The following is a 16,367-nucleotide window of genomic DNA, read 5'->3' as shown; positions in this document are numbered from 1 at the left end:
TAATGCGGGGGTGATCTCCCCCTCCCCCCGATCCCCCCACTCCAACTCCGCGCCCGATGACGGCCGTACGGTCGTCATCGTGGGCGCCGGGCCCGCCGGGCTCGCCGTCGCCAACATCCTGCGGGCCGCCTCGGTCGACTGTGTCGTGCTGGAGACCGAGAGCAGGCAGTTCGTCGAGACGCGGCCGCGGGCCGGTGTCATCGAGGAATGGGCGGTGCGCGAACTCGACCGCCGCGGCCTGGCCGGGCGGCTGCCGGAGCGGGCCGCACCGCACAGCGCGTGCGAGTTCCGCTTCGCCGGCGAGCGGTACCGCTTCCCCTACACCGAACTGACGGGCCGTCATCACTATGTCTATCCGCAGCCGTTGCTGGTGACGGACCTGCTGCGGGAGTACGCCGACGTTCGCGGCGGCGACATCCGCTTCGGCGTGCGCGACGTCACGCTGCACGACCTGCACACGGACCGGCCCGCGGTGTCGTACCGCTGCCCGGACACGGGTGAAACGCGGTTGCTGCGCTGCGACTTCATCGCCGGGTGCGACGGGGCGCGGGGGGTGACGCGGGACGCGATACCCGCCCGACACCGCAGGATCGCACGGCAGGACGACGGCATCGGCTGGCTGGCGCTGCTCGCCGAGGTCCCGCCGTCGATGGACTGCGTCCTGTTCGGCCTCCATCCGCGCGGGTTCGCCGGGCAGATGCCCCGCAGCCCCGAGGTGACCCGGTTCTATCTCCAGTGCCCGCCGGGCGACGATCCGGAGAACTGGCCGCACGAGCGGGTCTGGACCGAGCTGCGCGAACGGCTCGGCGCGGCCGGGGCGCCCCCGCTCGCCGAGGGCCGGCTGATCGAGAAGCGCGTGCTGGACATGCACCACTACGTCGTCGAGCCCCTCGTCCACGGGCGGCTGTTCCTGGCCGGCGACGCCGGTCACCTGGTCGCGCCGATCGCCGCGAAGGGCATGAACCTCGCCCTCAACGACGCCTTCGTGCTCGGCGACGCGCTCGCCGCCTACGTGTCCCTGGGCGACGTGAGCGGTCTGGACGGCTACTCGGCCGCGTGTCTGCGCCGGGTGTGGGACTACCAGGAGTTCTCGCAGTGGCTGTCGGACGTCTACCACGGCCTCGCGTCGGGTGATCCGTTCCGCGCCGGGACCACGCTGGCCCGGCTGCGCCGGCTGTTCTCCTCGCCCGCCGCCGCGGCGGCCTTCGCCGAGCAGTACCTGGGCTCGGCCCCTGCCTACTGAGCCCGCTCGGCGAGGTGGTGGTCGGCCGTCTTCAGCGCCTCGTCCACCAGCCGGCGCAAGTGCCCGTGCGCGAGCGAGTAGACCACCCGGCGGCCCTCCTTGCGGGTCTTCACCAGACCCGCGAGCCGCAGCCGGGCCAGATGCTGGCTGACGGCGGGACGGGCCGCGCCGCACGTGTCGGTGAGCGTGGTGACATCGGCCTCTCCCGCGGTCAGGGCGTGCAGGAGCGTGAGCCGGGTGCGGTCGCCGAGCAGGGACAACAGCTCGGCGGCCAGCGCGAACTGCTCCTCGCCCGGGCTGCGCGGGTGCGCATGGTGCGCAGGTGACAGGTGCATGCGTGCGCTCATACGCACATAATGGCTCCGTGGGCGCCGCGCGTCCACCTCCGCGCACCGGAAGGGGATCCACGTGAGCGACCACCACGAGCACCGGCCGCACGAGCACCCGCACGACCACGGCTCTCCCTCCCTGCGCCACCGTCTCGCGCACCTGCTCACCCCGCACTCCCACGAGAGCGCCGACAAGCTGGACGCCGCCCTGGAGGCCTCGGCGCGCGGGATGCGGGCACTGTGGGTGTCGCTGGCCGTGCTGGGGACGACCGCGCTGGCACAGGCGGTCGTGGTGGCCGGGTCCGGGTCGGTGGCACTGCTCGGGGACACCGTGCACAACGCCGCCGACGCCCTGACCGCCGTACCCCTCGCCATCGCCTTCGTGCTGGGGCGGCGGGCGGCGACCCGCCGGTTCACCTACGGCTACGGGCGGGCCGAGGATCTGGCGGGGCTGGTGGTCGTGCTGACCATCGCCGCCTCCGCCGCCTTCGCCGCGTGGGCGGCCGTCGGGCGGCTGCTCGACCCGCGCCCGGTCGCGCAGGTGCCGGCGGTCGCGGCGGCCGCGCTGGTCGGCTTCGTCGGCAACGAGTGGGTGGCCCGGTACCGGATCCGGGTGGGCCGTGAGATCGGCTCGGCGGCGCTCGTCGCCGACGGCCTGCACGCCCGCACCGACGGGTTCACCTCCCTGGCCGTGCTCGTGGGCGCCGGCGGCTCCGCTCTCGGTCTGCGACTGGCCGACCCGATCGTGGGGTTGGCGATCACGGCCGCGATCGTGCTGGCGCTGCGGGACGCGGCGCGGGAGGTGTTCCGGCGGGTCATGGACGCCGTCGACCCGGCGCTGGTGGACCGGGCCGAGCAGGCGGTGCGGGCAGTGCCGGGCGTGCGCGAGGTGGGCGAGCTGCGGCTGCGCTGGATCGGGCACCGGCTGCGGGCCGAACTCGTGTTGGTGGTGGACGGCGAGGCGACGGTACGGCAGGCGCACGCGATCGCCGTCGAGGCCGAACACGCGCTGCTGCACGCCGTACCGAGGCTGACGGCCGCCCTGGTGCACGCCGATCCGGTACCGGCGCCGGGCGAGACGGACCCGCACCTGGCACTGGCCCACCATCTGACGGCCTGACGTCAGTCGGCCCCGAGGCCCTCCAGCACCACGGCTGCGGGCAGTTCGGCGAGGGCCTTGCCGGGCACCAGCAGCTTGCCGCGCCGGCGTCCGCTGCCGACGAGGACGTACGGCAGGTCGGCGACGGCCGCGTCCACCAGCACCGGCCAGTCGGCGGGCAGACCGACAGGGGTGATGCCGCCGTACTCCATGCCGGTCTCGCCGGTCGCCGTGTCCATCGAGGCGAACGAGGCCTTGCGGGCGCCGAGATGGCGGCGGACGACGCCGTTGACGTCGACCCGGGTGGTGGACAGCACCAGGCACGCGGCGAGCGTGGTCTCACCGCCCCGCTTGCCCGCGACCACCACGCAGTTCGCCGACTGCTCCAGCAGGTCGCGGCCGTAGTGCTCGACGAAGACGGCGGTGTCGGCCCAGCGCGGATCGGTCTCGACGTAGAGGACGCGGTCGGCGGGGACCGCGCCCCGCCAGCCGCGTACGGCGTCGGCGACGGGCGCGATCAGTTCGTCCAGGCAGTCCGGGGCCGGGGTGGCGGTGTCGAAGTGTCCGATGGGTGCGCGCATGGCCGGACGCTAACAGCCCGGTCCGGCGCGGTTCAGCGCACCGGCGGCACCGAGACGGCCATCACCATCTCCATCGGTACGCCGCCCTCGTTGCTGTACGTGTGCTCGGTGCTGGCCTCGAACGTGGCGCTCGCCCCGACCGGCACCAGATGGGCCACGCCGTCGACGGTGAGGGTCAGGTCGCCGGCGGTGACGTGGACGAGCTCCACGGTGCCCACCGGGTGCGGCTCGGAGGGGCTGGACTCGCCCGGCATCAGCCGCCAGTCCCACATCTCCACCGGGCCGGGGGCCTCCGTGCCGGCCAGCAGGCGGTTGTAGCTGCCGGCGTCGGTGTGCCACAGCCGTACGGCCTGCTCGGGGGCGACGATGCGGACCTTGGAGCCCTGCTCGTAGTCGAGCAGCGTGGTGATGCTGATGCCGAGTGCGTCGCCGATCTTGACGACGGTGCCGATGCTGGGGTTCGTCCGGGCCTGCTCGATCTGGATGAGCATGCCGCGGCTGACTCCCGCACGGGCGGCGAGCGCGTCCAGGGTGAAGCCGCGCTCGGTGCGCCAGCGCTTGACGTTGCGCGCCAGGGACTGGGTCAGCAGGTCGAGGTCCGACACATCACGTCCATCAAGGAGAGTCCAGTATATGGGATGACAGAGTTCACTTGGTTGAACTACGGTGGGGTGCACCCGATCGTTCATCAAACTGTACTGCGAGGCTGGCCGTGACAGCATTCTTCGCGCTCACCACCAGCCTCCTGTGGGGGCTGGCCGACTTCGGCGGCGGACTGCTGACCCGGCGTTTCCCCGCACTGACGGTCGTGGTCGTCTCGCAGGCCATCGCGGCGACCGTGCTCGGCGCCATCGTCGTCGCGACCGGCGGCTGGAGCGAGGCCGGACCCCGGCTGTGGTTCGCGTTCGCCGCGGGCCTGGCCGGACCCGTCGCCCTGCTCTGCTTCTACAAGGCGCTCGCGCTCGGCCCCATGGGAGTCGTCTCACCGCTCGCCACCCTCAGCGTGGCCGTCCCGGTCGGCGTGGGCCTGGTCCTCGGCGAGCGCCCGGGGCTGCTCCAGGGCACGGGCATCGCGGTCGCCGTCACCGGCGTCGTCCTCGCGGGCGGCCCCCAGCTGCGCGGCGCGGCCGTACAGCGGCAGGCGATCCTGCTCACCCTGGTCGCGGCCATGGGCTTCGGCACGGTCTTCGCGCTGATCGCGGAGGCCTCCACCACGGTCACCGGCCTGTTCCTCGCCCTGTTCGTGCAGCGGCTGACCAGTGTCGCGGCCGGCGGGACCGCGCTCGCCGTCTCGGTCCGGCGGGGCGGCCGGGCCGTGCCGGACGGCGGTCTCCCCTGGGCCTCGCTGCCCGCGCTCGCCTTCGTCGGGCTCGCCGACGTGGCGGCGAACGGCACCTACTCGGTCGCCGCCCAGCACGGCCCGGTCACCGTGGCGGCCGTCCTCGCCTCGCTGTACCCGGTGGTGACCGCGCTGGCCGCACGCGGCTTCCTCAGCGAGCGGCTGCGCGCGATCCAGGCGGCGGGCGCGGGCCTGGCCCTGCTCGGCACGCTGCTGCTGGCGACCGGCTGAGTCAGCCCTCGGTCTCCAGTTGCGCGAGCCGGGCCAGCCCGTCCTCGTCCAGCTCCGCCAGCGCCGCGAGTTGCCCCGGCGTCATACCGTCGGGTATCGGCACCGGAGCGGGCGTCCTGAGCGGGGGCTGCCAGCCGTCGTCGGGCGTCCAGCGCCGGACGACCCGGGCCGGCGCCCCGGCCACCACGGCGTGATCGGGCACCGAGCCGCGCACCACGGCACCGGCCGCGACGACCACGTTCCGGCCGATCCGCGCGCCGGGCAGGATCACCGCGCCGGTGCCGATCCAGCAGCCCGGGCCGATCTCCACCGGCTGCATCCGCGGCCACTGCCTGCCGATGGGCTGGTGCGGGTCGTCGTAGGAGTGGTTGGTGGAGGTGACGTAGACGTACGGGCCGAAGTAGCAGTCGCTGCCGATGGTGACCGTCGTGTCCGCGATGACATGGCTGCCGCGGCCGAGGACCACTCCGTCGCCGATGCGCAGGATCGGGTCCGGTCCGAGATCCAGGTCCGGCATCAGACCGGCGGTCAGTGTGACCTGCTCGCCGATGATGCAGTGGGAGCCCAGGTGGATCCAGGGCTCGCCGAAGACCGTGCCGAGCGGGAAGGCGAGGCGGGTGGCTTCGCCGATCGCGCCGAAGCGGAGCCGGCCCGGGCGCTCGGCGGTGACGGAACCGCTGCGCTGCGCCCAGGCCCAGGCCGCGTGCACCGCGCGCTGCGCTGCGCGGTGACGCCAGGATGAGAACGTGTTCTTGCGCTGGGGCACGGGGTTACGTTACTAAGCGGGTGCTTTCAGCGAGAGGGCTGCCTGCTGTGATCTTTGCCCCAGCCCGTGTCGTACCGTGCGGGGTACTACGACACGAGGAGAACGGTGATGACGCAGCAGGCCCTGATCGTGGGCATCGGTGGCAAGGAACCCCAGGTCGATCCCGAGGCGTTCGTGGCGCCCACGGCCTCCGTGATCGGGGACGTCACCCTGCACGCCGGGGCCAGTGTCTGGTACGGGGCGGTCGTACGCGGTGACGTCGAGAAGATCACCGTCGGGGCGAGCGCGAACGTGCAGGACAACGTGACGCTGCACGCGGACCCCGGGTTTCCCGTCAGCGTGGGTGAGCGGGTGTCCATCGGGCACAACGCGGTGGTGCACGGGGCGACCGTCAGGGACGACTGTCTGATCGGGATGGGAGCGACCGTGCTGAACGGGGCCGTCATCGGCGCCGGGTCGCTCGTCGCCGCGCAGGCGCTGGTGCCGCAGGGGATGGTGGTGCCGCCCGGGTCGCTGGTGGCCGGGGTGCCGGCGAAGGTCCGGCGGGAGCTGAGCGAGGAAGAGCGGCAGGGGGTCACCCTCAACGGCACGATGTACGCGGAGTTGGCCAAGGCGCACCAGGACGTGCACCTCTAGACGGCCCCGCTGGGCGCCCCTCACTCGCCCGCGGTCACCGGTTCCCGGTCGTTCTGCTGCTGGGCCTTCTTCGCCTTGCGCTTGATGATCAGCATGGAGGCCAGGCCGATCAGGACCGCTGCCGCGAGGCCGACGTAGGAGAACTTCTTCAGCCAGCCCTCGGCGACCACGCCCACGTAGTAGATGACGGCCGTCGTGCCGCCCGCCCAGCAGATGCCGCCGAGGACGTTGGCGATCAGGAACTTCCAGTACGGCATGTGCAGGACGCCCGCGAGGGGGCCCGCGAAGATCCGCAGCAGGGCGATGAAGCGGCCGAAGAAGACGGCCCACATGCCCCACTTCTCGAAGGACCGCTCGGCGGTGGCCACATGGCCCTCGCTGAAGTGTTTCGGGAACTTCCGGCCCAGCCAGGCCAGCAGCGGGCGGCCCCCCTTGCGGCCGATCGCGTAGCCGATGGAGTCGCCGATCACGGCGCCGGCGGTCGCGCACGCGCCCAGGACGATCGGGTTGATGCCGGAGTGCTGGGAGGACATCAGCGCCGCCGAGACCAGGATGATCTCGCCCGGAAGCGGAATGCCCAGGCTCTCCAGACCGATCACCAGGGCCACCGCGGCGTAGACGGCGACCGCGGGCACCGAGTCGAGCCATTCCTGGACGTGCACCGCCGGATCCTCCCCTGTTCCCTGTCCTTGCCTGCCGGGCGCCGCATGTAAAGGGCGTCCCAAGGGAAGGCTACCTGGTCGGCGGTGAACGGCGGCTTGCGCACACCTTCCCGGCGGCACCGTCCCGCCCTCGGTCCTTGGGTTTTCGGACACCCCGGTGTCACGCGGGCGGGGAAGGCTCCCCCGGTATCGCCCGACCCGCCTCCCCCAGGTCCCCACCGCGGGGCCCGCCGCGGAAGGACGACGTCCCCGTGCCCTCACCGTCTCCCTCTTCCTCACTGTCCTCCTCGCTCTCCCTGTCGCCGCCGTCCGCGGCACCCTCTTCCTCCTCCCTCGCGCAGGCAACGGCTTCGCACCGGCCCTCGTCCCTCATGGCGGCCCGGTCCGTACGGCTGGCCCTGTGTCTGGCTCCGCTGCTGCTGGCGGGCGGCTGGGCGGTGACCAACCGCCCGGTGGTGTACGAGGGGGTCCGGCGGCTCGTCGCGGCCGATCCCTGGTGGCTGCTGGCCGGGGGCGGTTTCACCTGCCTGAACTGGGTGGCGGCCTCCTGCGTCCGGCAGGGCGCCCTGCCCGACCGGGTGCCGGCGGGACAGCTGCTGGCCTCGCAGTTCGCCGCCGGTGCCGCCAACCACGCGCTCCCCGGCGGGCTCGGCGCCCACGCCGTCACCGTGCGTTTTCTGCGGGCGCGCGGGGTGCCGCTGGACCGCGCGACCGCGTCGATCGGCCTGTACTCGGTGGCCAAGTCGTCCGCCAAGACGCTGGTGCTGCTGGTGTTCCTGGCCGCGTCGCCGGCCTGGCGGCGGCTGGGCGAACTGGTCCCGGACGGGCGGCTGCTGGTGCCGCTCGCCGCCGTCGTGGGCGGTGCCCTCGCGGTCGCGGGGGTGCTGCTGACGGTCGTCCGGCCGTTGCGGCGACCGGTTACCGGGATGCTGCGCTGCGCCCTCGCCGACGCACGGGAGGTGCACACGCGGCCCTGCCGGGTGGCCGCTCTGTGGGGCGGGGCGGTCGCGATGCCGCTGCTCCAGGGGGCCACGCTGGTCTGTGTCGGCGCCTCGCTCGGCCTGGAGCTGCCGTGGGCGCACGTGGTGCTCGCCTACCTCGCGGCCGGTACGGCCGTCGGGGCGGCTCCGGTGCCGGGCGGTCTCGCGGTCGACGCGGCGCTGGTGTGGACCCTGGTCACGTTCGGCACCACGCCCGCTCTGGCGACCGCGACGGTCATCGGCTACCGGGTGCTGACCGACTGGGTGCCGCTGCTGCCCGGCGCCGTGGTGCTGTCGTCGCTGATCCGCGCCAAGGTCCTGTGAGCGGTCAGTCGCGGCGGACCACCAGGCGGTAGGCGTTGGCGAGGCCGAGGCGGTGGGACAGGGGGCGCAGCGCGAAGCGGTCGAGGAGTGTCGCGGTGACCAGGGCGGGCACGCCCGCGAGGAACAGCGTGCTGCGCAGGGCACGGCTCAGGACGCCGGGCGGCTCGGGCAGCCAGGGCACGTCCTCGCGCGGGGCGGTGTGGTCGAGGGCCAGCCAGACGGCCGCGAGCAGATCGACCGGATCGTGCGGCTCGGCGTGCTGCTCCGCGACCACGGTGAAGCCCAGCTCGGTCAGCCGCCGCCGGAGGTTGGCGACGGGCATGAAGTGCAGGTGCTGCGGCTGGAGCCAGGGCAGCCACCAGCGGCCGAGCAGCCGGGCGTAGCGGCTCTGCGGGTCCGGTACCTCGATGAGGAGGTGACCGCCGGGGCGTACGGCCTCGTGGGCGGCGCGGAGTTCGCGGTCGGGGTCGGTGCTGTGCTCCAGGTAGTGGAACATGCTCACCACGTCGTAGCGGGCGCCGAGTTCGGGAGCGAGGGCGGGGAAGGCACCGCGGTAGGCGTGGTCCACGCGGCCCTCGCGGGCGGCGAGTTCGACGCCGTCGGTGAAGTCGAGCCCGTCGAAGGAGGTGCCGGGCAGGACGGCGCGGGCGGCGGCGCAAAAGTGGCCGTGTCCGGTGCCGACGTCCAGCCAGGTCTTCGGGGTGGGGTCGTGCGGCAGCATCGCCTCGGCGCGGCCGCGGTACATGGCGCCGCGGCCGCCGAAGGTGCCGCTCATACGCTGCTCGCCGAGGCCGTCGTAGAAATCCCGGTAGTAGAACTCCAGCCCCTGTTCGGTGAGTCGGGGGTTCTGGAAGGTGTGGCCGCAGTCGGCGCAGCGGTCGAGGGTGAAGCGGCCGGGCTTGTGCTGGAGCAGGTCGGTGGTGCGCAGCCGGGTGGTGAGCCGCTCCGCGCCGCACCAGGGACAGTCGGTGCGACGGGCGGCGAAGAAGCGCTCCGTGCCGGCTCCCAGGTCGTCCTGGTAGGCGGGGCGCAGGGCGGCGATGCGCGCCTTCTTCTCGTTCTTGTCGTCGGTCATCGGCTCTCCGCTTCGAAGTCTGCACGGTCTGCGAGGTGTTCGAGATGGGCCGCCGCGGCCTGGGCGCCGCCCGCCGCGCGGAACGCGGTGCGGATGCGGACGGCGGCGGCCCGGTGGGCACGGTCGTGCAGGGCGGTGTCGAGGGCCGCGCCCAGCCGGTCCGCGCCGACCCGGCCGAACCGGACCCGGACGCCCGCGCCCGCGTCCACAACCTGCCCGGCCACCACCGGCTGATCGTCACGGATGGGCGCGACGACGAGCGGGACACCGTGCCACAGCGCCTCGCACACCGTGTTGTGCCCCGCATGGCAGACCACGGCGTCCATCCGTTCCAGCAGCGGGAGTTGGGGCACCGACGGGAGGACCAGGACGTCCCTGTCACCGGGCGGCACCGGCAGGACGCGGGCCGGGTCGGCGATCACCGCCTGCACCCGGTCGGCGCGTTCGCGCAGCGCGGTCAGGCATGCGGCGAGGAACCGGGCGCCCGTGTCGGCGTTCGCCGTGCCCAGGGTCACCAGAACCTTGGCCCGGCCCCGGTCGAGTCGTTGCCAGGGGAAACCCGGTCCGGCCGGACGGCCGCCCAGCGAGGGGCCGACGTAGTGGATGTGCGGGGCCAACGGCGCCTGGGGGCCGATGAGTTCGGGCGTGCTGAAGATCAGCAGCAGGTGCGGTGAGAAGCGCGGGTCGGCGGTGCCGGACGGGTCGCCGATGCGGGAGCGCAGCGCGGTCAGGCTCCCCCGCAGCCACTCGGCCACCTTCGGCAGGCCGTCGTAGGCGCCGCTGAACTCGGCCGAGGTGGTGGCGGAGGTGGCCCACCGCAGCCCCAGGCGCTCGGCCACCAGGGCGCCGGCGAAGGCCTGCTGGTCGGTCACGACCACGTCGGGGCGGAACTCCCTCGCCGCCGCCCGGACGCCCGGCGCCATGGCGTCGGCGAGCGGGAGCAGATACCACTCCCACAGGAACTTCAGCGCCTCCGCGCCCCGCAGCCCCGGCGGTCGTACGACCCCCTCGGCGCCCGGCACCGGGCCCGCGCACCTGTGCACCTCGGCGTCCGGGCCCGCGAGCCGCCGCACCAGGGGCGGGTCGGCGCACACCCAGGCCACCCGGTGCCCGCGCGCGGTGAGGCGGGCGGCGACGCCGACCGCCGGGTTGATGTGCCCGGTCAGCGGCGGCACGACGAAGAGGAAGGCGCTCACCGGACCCCCGCCCCCGCGTGGATCAGGTCCAGGATGTGTCCGCCGACGGCCGCGGGCGCCTCCACCAGCACCGAGTGCTCGTGCCCGGGCAGCACGACCGCACGGAAGTCCGTCAGCAGCGCCCGCTTCAGCGGCACCAGGTCGGCGAGGTCCGACTCACCGCCGTACACGCCGAGAACCGGGCAGCGTACGGCGGTGATCTCGGCCTCGGTGAGCACCCGGCTGGCCGGGATGTCCCGGCCGAGGGTGGTCTCGCGGGCGAGCCGGGCCGCGCCCTTGGCCAGGCGGGCGGTGTTGTGGCCCCGGTTCGCGGTGATCCAGGCGACGGCGTCGGGTTCGTTGTGGGCGAGTTCGGTGACGACCCGGTCGAGGATGCGGCCGAGTTTCACCGCCCAGGCGGCGGTCGCGGGCTCGGACTCGATCAGCGTCAGGCTGGTGACGCGGTCGGGGTGCCGGGCCGCGTAGCCGAAGGCGATGGTGCCGCCGTAGGAGTTGCCGACGAGGTGGACGGGCCCGGTGACGGCCAGCCGGTCGAGGAGGGACTCCAGGTCGTCGATGTTGTGGTCGAGGGTGTAGCCCCGCGGCGGGCGCTCACTGCGGCCGTGGCCGCGCAGGTCGTACATGACGACGTCGAGTCCGGCCGTCGCGAAGCCGGGGGCGACGGTGAAGTAGTAGCTGGCCAGGCTGTCGGTGAGCAGCCCGTGCACCAGGACGACGGTGGCGTGCGGGACCCGGCCGTCGGCGGGCCCCGTGCGCTGGACGTGCAGCCGGATCCCGCCGGCGTCGACGATCGCCATGGCTCAGCCCGCCTGCGTGGAATTCAGGCTCCACACCACGTACTCGACCAGCCGGCCCACGGTCAGCTCGATGATCTCGTCGAACTCCATGCCGGCCAGGAACTCGGCTAGGTTGACCCGGTTGCCGTACCGCTCCTCCAGCAGCCCCGCCAGGGTGACGAGGTCGATGCTCTCCAGCTCCAGGTCGCGGTTGAAGGTGGTGGACATGCCGATCACCGCGTCGTCGTCGCCGTACTCGGCAAGCACCCTGCGCAGCATGCCGGTGACGTCGGTGAGCACGGTGTCGGCGGTGGGCTGCGCCGGGGCCGGCTGGGTGGGGTTCATCGGGGGGACTCCTCGGCTGCTGCGGTTGCTTGCGGGGGATGTGCGTCGTCGTCGGCGCCGGGCCCGGTCGTCCAGGCCACGACGTAGGCCCGCTCGGGCAGCGCCGGTGGATTGCCGGCCGGCGCGCAGTGCACGGTGTAGGCGCGCTCCAGTCGGCCGGAGACCCGCAGCCGGCCGCCGTCGGGGGTGGCCTCCAGCACCGCGAAGTCCCGTGGCCGGCCGCCGAATCCGACGCCCTCGGCCTTGGCGACCGCCTCCTTGGCGGCCCAGAAGCGCGTGAACCACAGCTCCTGCGGGTCGGGACCGTCCGCCGACAGGCCGCGCAGCAGCCGCAGTTCGGCCGGGCCGAGTGCGGTGGCGAGGGTCGCCGGGTCGCGTGCGGTGACCTCTTCGATGTCGATGCCGGGTCCGGGGTGCGGGCTGTGCGGCCGTACGATCGCCACGCCCGCCTCGGCCCGGTGGGCGAGCGAGACGTCCAGCGGGGGCAGCGTCCGACCGTGCACCCCGGTGACGAATGGGCGGCCCAACTCGTCATTTTCCACCCGAAGTTCAGCGGGGAAGACGGGGCCTTCGCCGTGCTGCCAGAGCCACTGCCGTACGGCGTCCTTGGCCGCGATCCGGCCGAGCAGCCACTGCCGGCGGCCGCGCGGCGGGCGTTCGGCGTACGCGGCGCGCTCGGCACCGCCCAGCGAGTTGCACATGATCAGCTCGCGGGAGGCGAGGTCCGGCCAGCGTTCGTGCACCAGCGTCCAGCCGCCGGGCCGGACCGTGGAGAGGGTGTGGCGCTCGGGGAAGCGCTCGACGGGCCGGGTCGTCGGGTCGTTGTCGAAGCGGCGGTCCTGCCAGCCGGTGAGCCGCGCCCACACCCGTCCGCCGACCGTCAGCTCCGCGTCCGCCTCCAGGAGGGTCTCCGTGAGGGTGGTGATCCGCACCAGGCATCCGACCTCGGCGCCGGGGTCCGGATGCGGACCGTGGAACCGCAACTGCCGCATCTGCACGGGGAAGACGACGGTCCGTTCGGTGCGGGTCGCCATGATCCAGTAGCCGAGGAGCTGGCCCACGTTGTCCAGCAGGGCGCCGGGGGCGGCGGGCGCGGTGATCACTCCGCGGACGTGCCGCTCACCGATCGCGGTGAGGTCGGTGAGCCCCTGGAAGCCGGGGCCGTGGAACATCCAGCGGTCCTGATAGAGCTGGGCGGCGGTGTGCTCGGGACGGTGTTCCGGGGCGTCCGGACGAGGACGGGGCCGGGGCGGTGCGGCGTGCTGCGGGGCCAGTTCGACGACGGCGCGGGCCGTGGGGCCGAAGGCGACGGTGGCGCGGTCCGGGCGGCCGGGGTCGGGGGTGACGGTGACCTGGACGTCGACGGGGGGTGTGGCGGTGAGCCAGCGGTCGAAGCGGGCCCCGTGCACGGCGACCGCGCGCAGACCGGGGGCCGCGGCCTCCGCCGCGTCCATCATGTGCCGGACGATGGTGGTGGCGGGCACCACCGGCCAACGGTCCGCCACATCGGGCCAGTTGGCGCGCTGGGGGAAGAAGCAGTGGTCCAGGAGGTGGGGCATGGTGCGCGGGGAGACGTGCACGGTGGTGGTGGTCGCGTTGATCGCCACGTGCGGTGCGGGAGCCGTGGTGGTGGCCACGGGTCCGGCTGCGGCTGCGGCCCCCTGCGTTCTCCGGTCGCGCCTGACGTTCGTCGCGATCAGCTCGGCCGCCGTGTCGGCCGTGTCCCGCAGCAGGGCGCTCAGTTCGGCGGCGGCCGGGAAGCGGGTGGCCAGGTCGTCCAGTGCGCCGAGGGCGGGCGGGCCGGCACGGCGGGCGGGTACCGGGTGCGCGGCCGGGCGGTCCGCGCGTAGTTCCGCTCGGAGCGCGTCCAGTTCCGGCCCGTCCAGCGAGACGAGGGCTCCGCCGAGGTCGAGGCGGACCGGTGGACGCCGGTGTGCCGTGGTCGCGGCCGCCGGCGCCCGGGGTGGCAGCGCCGGTGCCACGCGGGCTCCCGCCGTCCACAACGCCGTTGCCGTCCGTCGGAGTTGGGCCATGCCGCTGTGCTGGGACGCGTTCGCGGCGACGGCCAGGTGGTCGCGGTCGCCGAGGGTGTCGTCGATCAGGGAAGTGAGCCGGCCCGGGCCGGTCTGGACGAAGACGCGGTGCCCGGCGGTGTACAGCGCCTCGGTCAGCTCACGGAACCGCACGGGCTCCAGCAGATGCCGTACGAACAGCTCGCGCACCTCCGCCTCGGCCCGTGGGAACGGCGCCGCGGTGGTTCCGGACCACACCGGCACGGTCGGCGGGTGGAGCCGGAAGCGGTCGGCGGCCTCCTTGATGGGGGCGAGGTACGGTTCGAGCATCGAGGTGTGGAAGCCGGAGCGGAAGGGCAGCACCTGGCAGATCACCCCCTGGGCGCGCAGGGACCGCACGAACGCCTCGACCGCCGTACCGGGTCCGCAGACCATGGACTGGCGGGGCGCGTTGTCGTGGGAGAGCACGATCCCGGCGTCCGGCCAGTCCTCGCCCAGCGCGGTACGGACGTGCGCGGCCGAGGTACCGAGGGCGGCGAAGGCGAGGCCGGGGACGGTGAGCGTGTCGGGGTCGAACTCGGCCATGAAGGCGTCCACCTGGGCGGCCGAGTAGAGCCCGGCCGCCGCCATGGCCGTCCATTCGCCGACGCTGTGCCCGGCGACCGCGTCCGGTACGACACCCATCCGGCGCAGCGCCCGGTCCAGCAGGCGACCCACGCCGACGACGCCGAAGCCGTGCCGTGCGACGTCGCCGACCTCGACGTCCGTGCCGGACAGCGGACGCAGGCCGAAGTGGGCGGCGATGTCGTCGGTGCGCGGGGCGAAGTCGCCCTCCAGGCCCGGGAAGACGAACGCCAGCCTGCCGCCGGCGCGGCCGAGCAGCGGCCCCGGCCGGAACCACACGTCCCCGCGCCCCTGCCAGGCCCGGCCCTTGGCGACCGCGCGGCGGGCCAGGGCGAGCCGCTTGGCGTTCGGGACGGCGACACCGAGCCGGACGGGACCGGCCCCCGGGTGCGGCCGGGCGGGGTCGAGTCCGGCGGCACGTACGGCGGCGTCGTCGGCGGCGAGGAGGGCGGCGAGGTCGGTCACGCTGTCGGCGGCGAGGAGCAGGACGGGCTCGGGCTCGGTGACGTCGGCGCGGACAGGGACGGCGGCGGGCTGTTGTACGCGGGCGGGTGCCGGGCGGTGTGCGTGGGCCGGTTCGGGTGCCCGCACCTCCACGGGCCCGGACGCTTGCCCGCGAGCCGTTGCGGATGCCCGCACCTCCACGGGCCCGGGTCCCTGCGCGCGAGCCGGTGCCAGGCCGGGACCCCGTGCGGGCGCCGGAGCCGGACGCGCCCCCGGTGCCTCCTCCAGCACCACATGGGCGTTGATGCCGCCGAACCCGAAGGCGTTCACGGCGGCCCTGCGGACCGGGCGGTCGGCGTCGGTCTCCCAGGGCAGGGAGCTCTCCAGGGTGCGGAAGCGGGTGGCGGCGAGGCCGGGGTGGGGGTCGTCGCAGTGGAGGGTGGGCAGCAGGGTGGCGTGGTGGAGCGCGAGGGCGGCCTTGACCAGGCCCGCGACTCCGGCGGCCGGCATGGTGTGGCCGATCATCGACTTCACCGAGCCGAGGACCGGGCGGAAGCCGTCGCCGTGCCCGGCCCCGGGTCCGAACACCGCGGCCAGCGTGGCGAGTTCGGCCTCGTCACCGGCGGGGGTGGCGGTGCCGTGCGCCTCCAGCAGGCCCAGGGAGTCCGGTGCGGCGGGGTCGAGCCCGGCGGCCCGCCAGGCCTGCCGTACGGCGCGGGCCTGCCCGCCCGGGTCGGGGGTGACGAGCCCTGCCGTACGGCCGTCGCTGGCCACGCCCGCGCCCCGGATCACCGCGTAGACACGGTCTCCCGCGCGTTCGGCGTCCGCGAGCCGTTTCAGGACGACGACGCCCGTGCCCTCGCCGATGAGGATGCCGTCCGCCTCCCGGTGGAAGGGGCGGATGCGCTCGGTCGGGGACAGGGCGCGTAGTTGCGAGAAGACGCTCCAGAGCGTGATGTCGTGACAGTGATGCACTCCTCCGGCCAGCATCATGTCGCAGCGGCCGGTGGCCAGTTCGGTGACCGCCTGGTCCACGGCGACCAGGGAGGAGGCACAGGCCGCGTCCACGGTGTAGGCGGGGCCGCGCAGATCGAGCCGGTTGGCGATGCGGGACGCGGCCAGGTTGGGGACCAGGCCGATCGCGGACTCCGGGCTGTCGGGGCCGAGCCGGTCGGTGAACGCGGTGCGGATGCGGTCGAGTTGTGCGGAGTCGAGGTCTGGCAGCAACTCACCGAGAGTGCGCACGAGTTGGCCGGCGGTCCGCACTCGCTGGTCGAGCCGGACCAGGCCGGGCGTGAGGTAGCCGCCGCGGCCCAGGGCGACCCCGATCCGGTGCCGCTCGGGCAACCGCTGCGTGCCGCCCGCGTCGGCGAGCGCGGCGGCGGCCACGTCGAGCGCGATCAGCTGGTCGGGCTCGGTGCCGGGCACCGACGCGGGCATGATGCCGTAACGCGTGACCTCCACCTCGGCCAGGCGGTCCACGAACCCGCCGCGCCGGCAGTACACCTGGTCGGCGACGGCGGGCCCGCCGGCCGTACCGGGCCGGTAGTAGTCGGTGTCCCAGCGGCCCGCGGGGACCTCGCTGATCGCGTCGACGCCGTCGCGCAGATTGCGCCAGTAGGCGTCCAGGCCGGGGGCGCCGGGCAGCAGCACCGCCATCCCGACGACGGCGACGGGTGTCTGACGGTCCGTCATGTCCCGCATG

15 protein-coding genes are annotated in these 16,367 nt (G+C 74.1%); 5 read left to right on the top strand and 10 right to left on the bottom strand.

The annotated features are described in order from the left end of the window. The first annotated feature begins 13 nt into the window (after window positions 1-13). Window positions 14-1,243 (top strand): 4-hydroxybenzoate 3-monooxygenase, encoded by a 1,230-nt coding sequence (locus ADK64_RS38910; RefSeq protein WP_053667143.1) that lies wholly within the window; start codon window positions 14-16, stop codon window positions 1,241-1,243. Here ADK64_RS38910 and ADK64_RS38905 read toward each other — a convergent pair. Continuing rightward, entirely contained in the window at window positions 1,237-1,590 is a 354-nt protein-coding gene (locus tag ADK64_RS38905; protein WP_199829837.1) for an ArsR/SmtB family transcription factor, read from the bottom strand. The genes ADK64_RS38910 and ADK64_RS38905 overlap by 7 nt on opposite strands. A 61-nt stretch (window positions 1,591-1,651) precedes the next feature. On the opposite strand from ADK64_RS38905, the gene ADK64_RS38900 reads away from it, so the two are divergent. Beyond that, on the top strand, window positions 1,652-2,692 hold the full coding sequence (locus ADK64_RS38900; RefSeq protein ID WP_053666828.1) for a cation diffusion facilitator family transporter: 1,041 nt from the start codon (window positions 1,652-1,654) through the stop codon (window positions 2,690-2,692). Between the two features lie 2 nt (window positions 2,693-2,694). Here ADK64_RS38900 and ADK64_RS38895 read toward each other — a convergent pair whose 3' ends face one another. Next, a complete protein-coding gene (locus ADK64_RS38895; RefSeq protein WP_053666827.1) occupies window positions 2,695-3,252 on the bottom strand; it encodes a YbaK/EbsC family protein in 558 nt (185 codons plus the stop codon). 32 nt (window positions 3,253-3,284) lie between these two features. After that, a complete protein-coding gene (locus ADK64_RS38890) occupies window positions 3,285-3,857 on the bottom strand; it encodes an XRE family transcriptional regulator (protein ID WP_053666826.1) in 573 nt (190 codons plus the stop codon). Window positions 3,858-3,964: 107 nt separating this feature from the next. Here ADK64_RS38890 and ADK64_RS38885 point away from each other — a divergent pair, with 107 nt between their 5' ends. Beyond that, window positions 3,965-4,822, top strand: coding sequence for an EamA family transporter (locus ADK64_RS38885; RefSeq protein WP_053666825.1), 858 nt, complete (start codon window positions 3,965-3,967; stop codon window positions 4,820-4,822). Window position 4,823: 1 nt separating this feature from the next. Here ADK64_RS38885 and ADK64_RS38880 read toward each other — a convergent pair whose 3' ends face one another. Continuing rightward, window positions 4,824-5,588: an acyltransferase gene (locus tag ADK64_RS38880; RefSeq protein WP_053666824.1), complete on the bottom strand. Its 765-nt coding sequence runs from the start codon at window positions 5,586-5,588 to the stop codon at window positions 4,824-4,826. Window positions 5,589-5,696: 108 nt separating this feature from the next. Between ADK64_RS38880 and ADK64_RS38875 the strand changes: the two genes are divergently transcribed. Next, entirely contained in the window at window positions 5,697-6,224 is a 528-nt protein-coding gene (locus tag ADK64_RS38875) for a gamma carbonic anhydrase family protein (protein ID WP_053666823.1), read from the top strand. Between the two features lie 20 nt (window positions 6,225-6,244). On the opposite strand, the gene ADK64_RS38870 is transcribed toward ADK64_RS38875, so the two are convergent. Continuing rightward, window positions 6,245-6,886 carry a DedA family protein gene (locus ADK64_RS38870; protein WP_053666822.1) on the bottom strand — a complete coding sequence of 214 codons (642 nt, stop codon included), beginning with the start codon at window positions 6,884-6,886 and terminating at the stop codon, window positions 6,245-6,247. A gap of 251 nt (window positions 6,887-7,137) precedes the next feature. Here ADK64_RS38870 and ADK64_RS38865 point away from each other — a divergent pair, with 251 nt between their 5' ends. After that, the gene (locus ADK64_RS38865; RefSeq protein WP_053666821.1) at window positions 7,138-8,190 is read left to right on the top strand and encodes a lysylphosphatidylglycerol synthase transmembrane domain-containing protein; all 1,053 of its coding nucleotides are present in this window, start codon (window positions 7,138-7,140) and stop codon (window positions 8,188-8,190) included. 4 nt (window positions 8,191-8,194) lie between these two features. Here the strand turns inward: ADK64_RS38865 and ADK64_RS38860 are convergent, their stop codons facing one another. From ADK64_RS38860 to ADK64_RS38840, 5 genes are read right to left on the bottom strand one after another with little or no spacing between them, the layout of a single operon-like run. Further along, on the bottom strand, window positions 8,195-9,265 hold the full coding sequence (locus tag ADK64_RS38860; RefSeq protein ID WP_199829836.1) for a class I SAM-dependent methyltransferase: 1,071 nt from the start codon (window positions 9,263-9,265) through the stop codon (window positions 8,195-8,197). Next, window positions 9,262-10,461 carry a glycosyltransferase gene (locus ADK64_RS38855; protein WP_053666820.1) on the bottom strand — a complete coding sequence of 400 codons (1,200 nt, stop codon included), beginning with the start codon at window positions 10,459-10,461 and terminating at the stop codon, window positions 9,262-9,264. The genes ADK64_RS38860 and ADK64_RS38855 overlap by 4 nt, the downstream gene beginning before the upstream one ends. After that, a complete protein-coding gene (locus ADK64_RS38850; RefSeq protein WP_053666819.1) occupies window positions 10,458-11,258 on the bottom strand; it encodes an alpha/beta fold hydrolase in 801 nt (266 codons plus the stop codon). Before ADK64_RS38850 ends, ADK64_RS38855 begins: the two co-directional genes overlap by 4 nt. 3 nt (window positions 11,259-11,261) lie before the next feature. Further along, window positions 11,262-11,582: an acyl carrier protein gene (locus ADK64_RS38845; protein WP_053666818.1), complete on the bottom strand. Its 321-nt coding sequence runs from the start codon at window positions 11,580-11,582 to the stop codon at window positions 11,262-11,264. Then, window positions 11,579-16,357, bottom strand: a complete 4,779-nt coding sequence (locus ADK64_RS38840) for a type I polyketide synthase (protein ID WP_053667137.1) — start codon at window positions 16,355-16,357, stop codon at window positions 11,579-11,581. Before ADK64_RS38840 ends, ADK64_RS38845 begins: the two co-directional genes overlap by 4 nt. Window positions 16,358-16,367: the final 10 nt, after the last annotated feature.

The organism is Streptomyces sp. MMG1121, assembly GCF_001280015.1.
Lineage (GTDB): Bacteria > Actinomycetota > Actinomycetes > Streptomycetales > Streptomycetaceae > Streptomyces.
The sequence above is the reverse complement of the archived record's forward strand: the minus strand, read 5'-3'. Positions and strand labels throughout refer to the sequence as shown.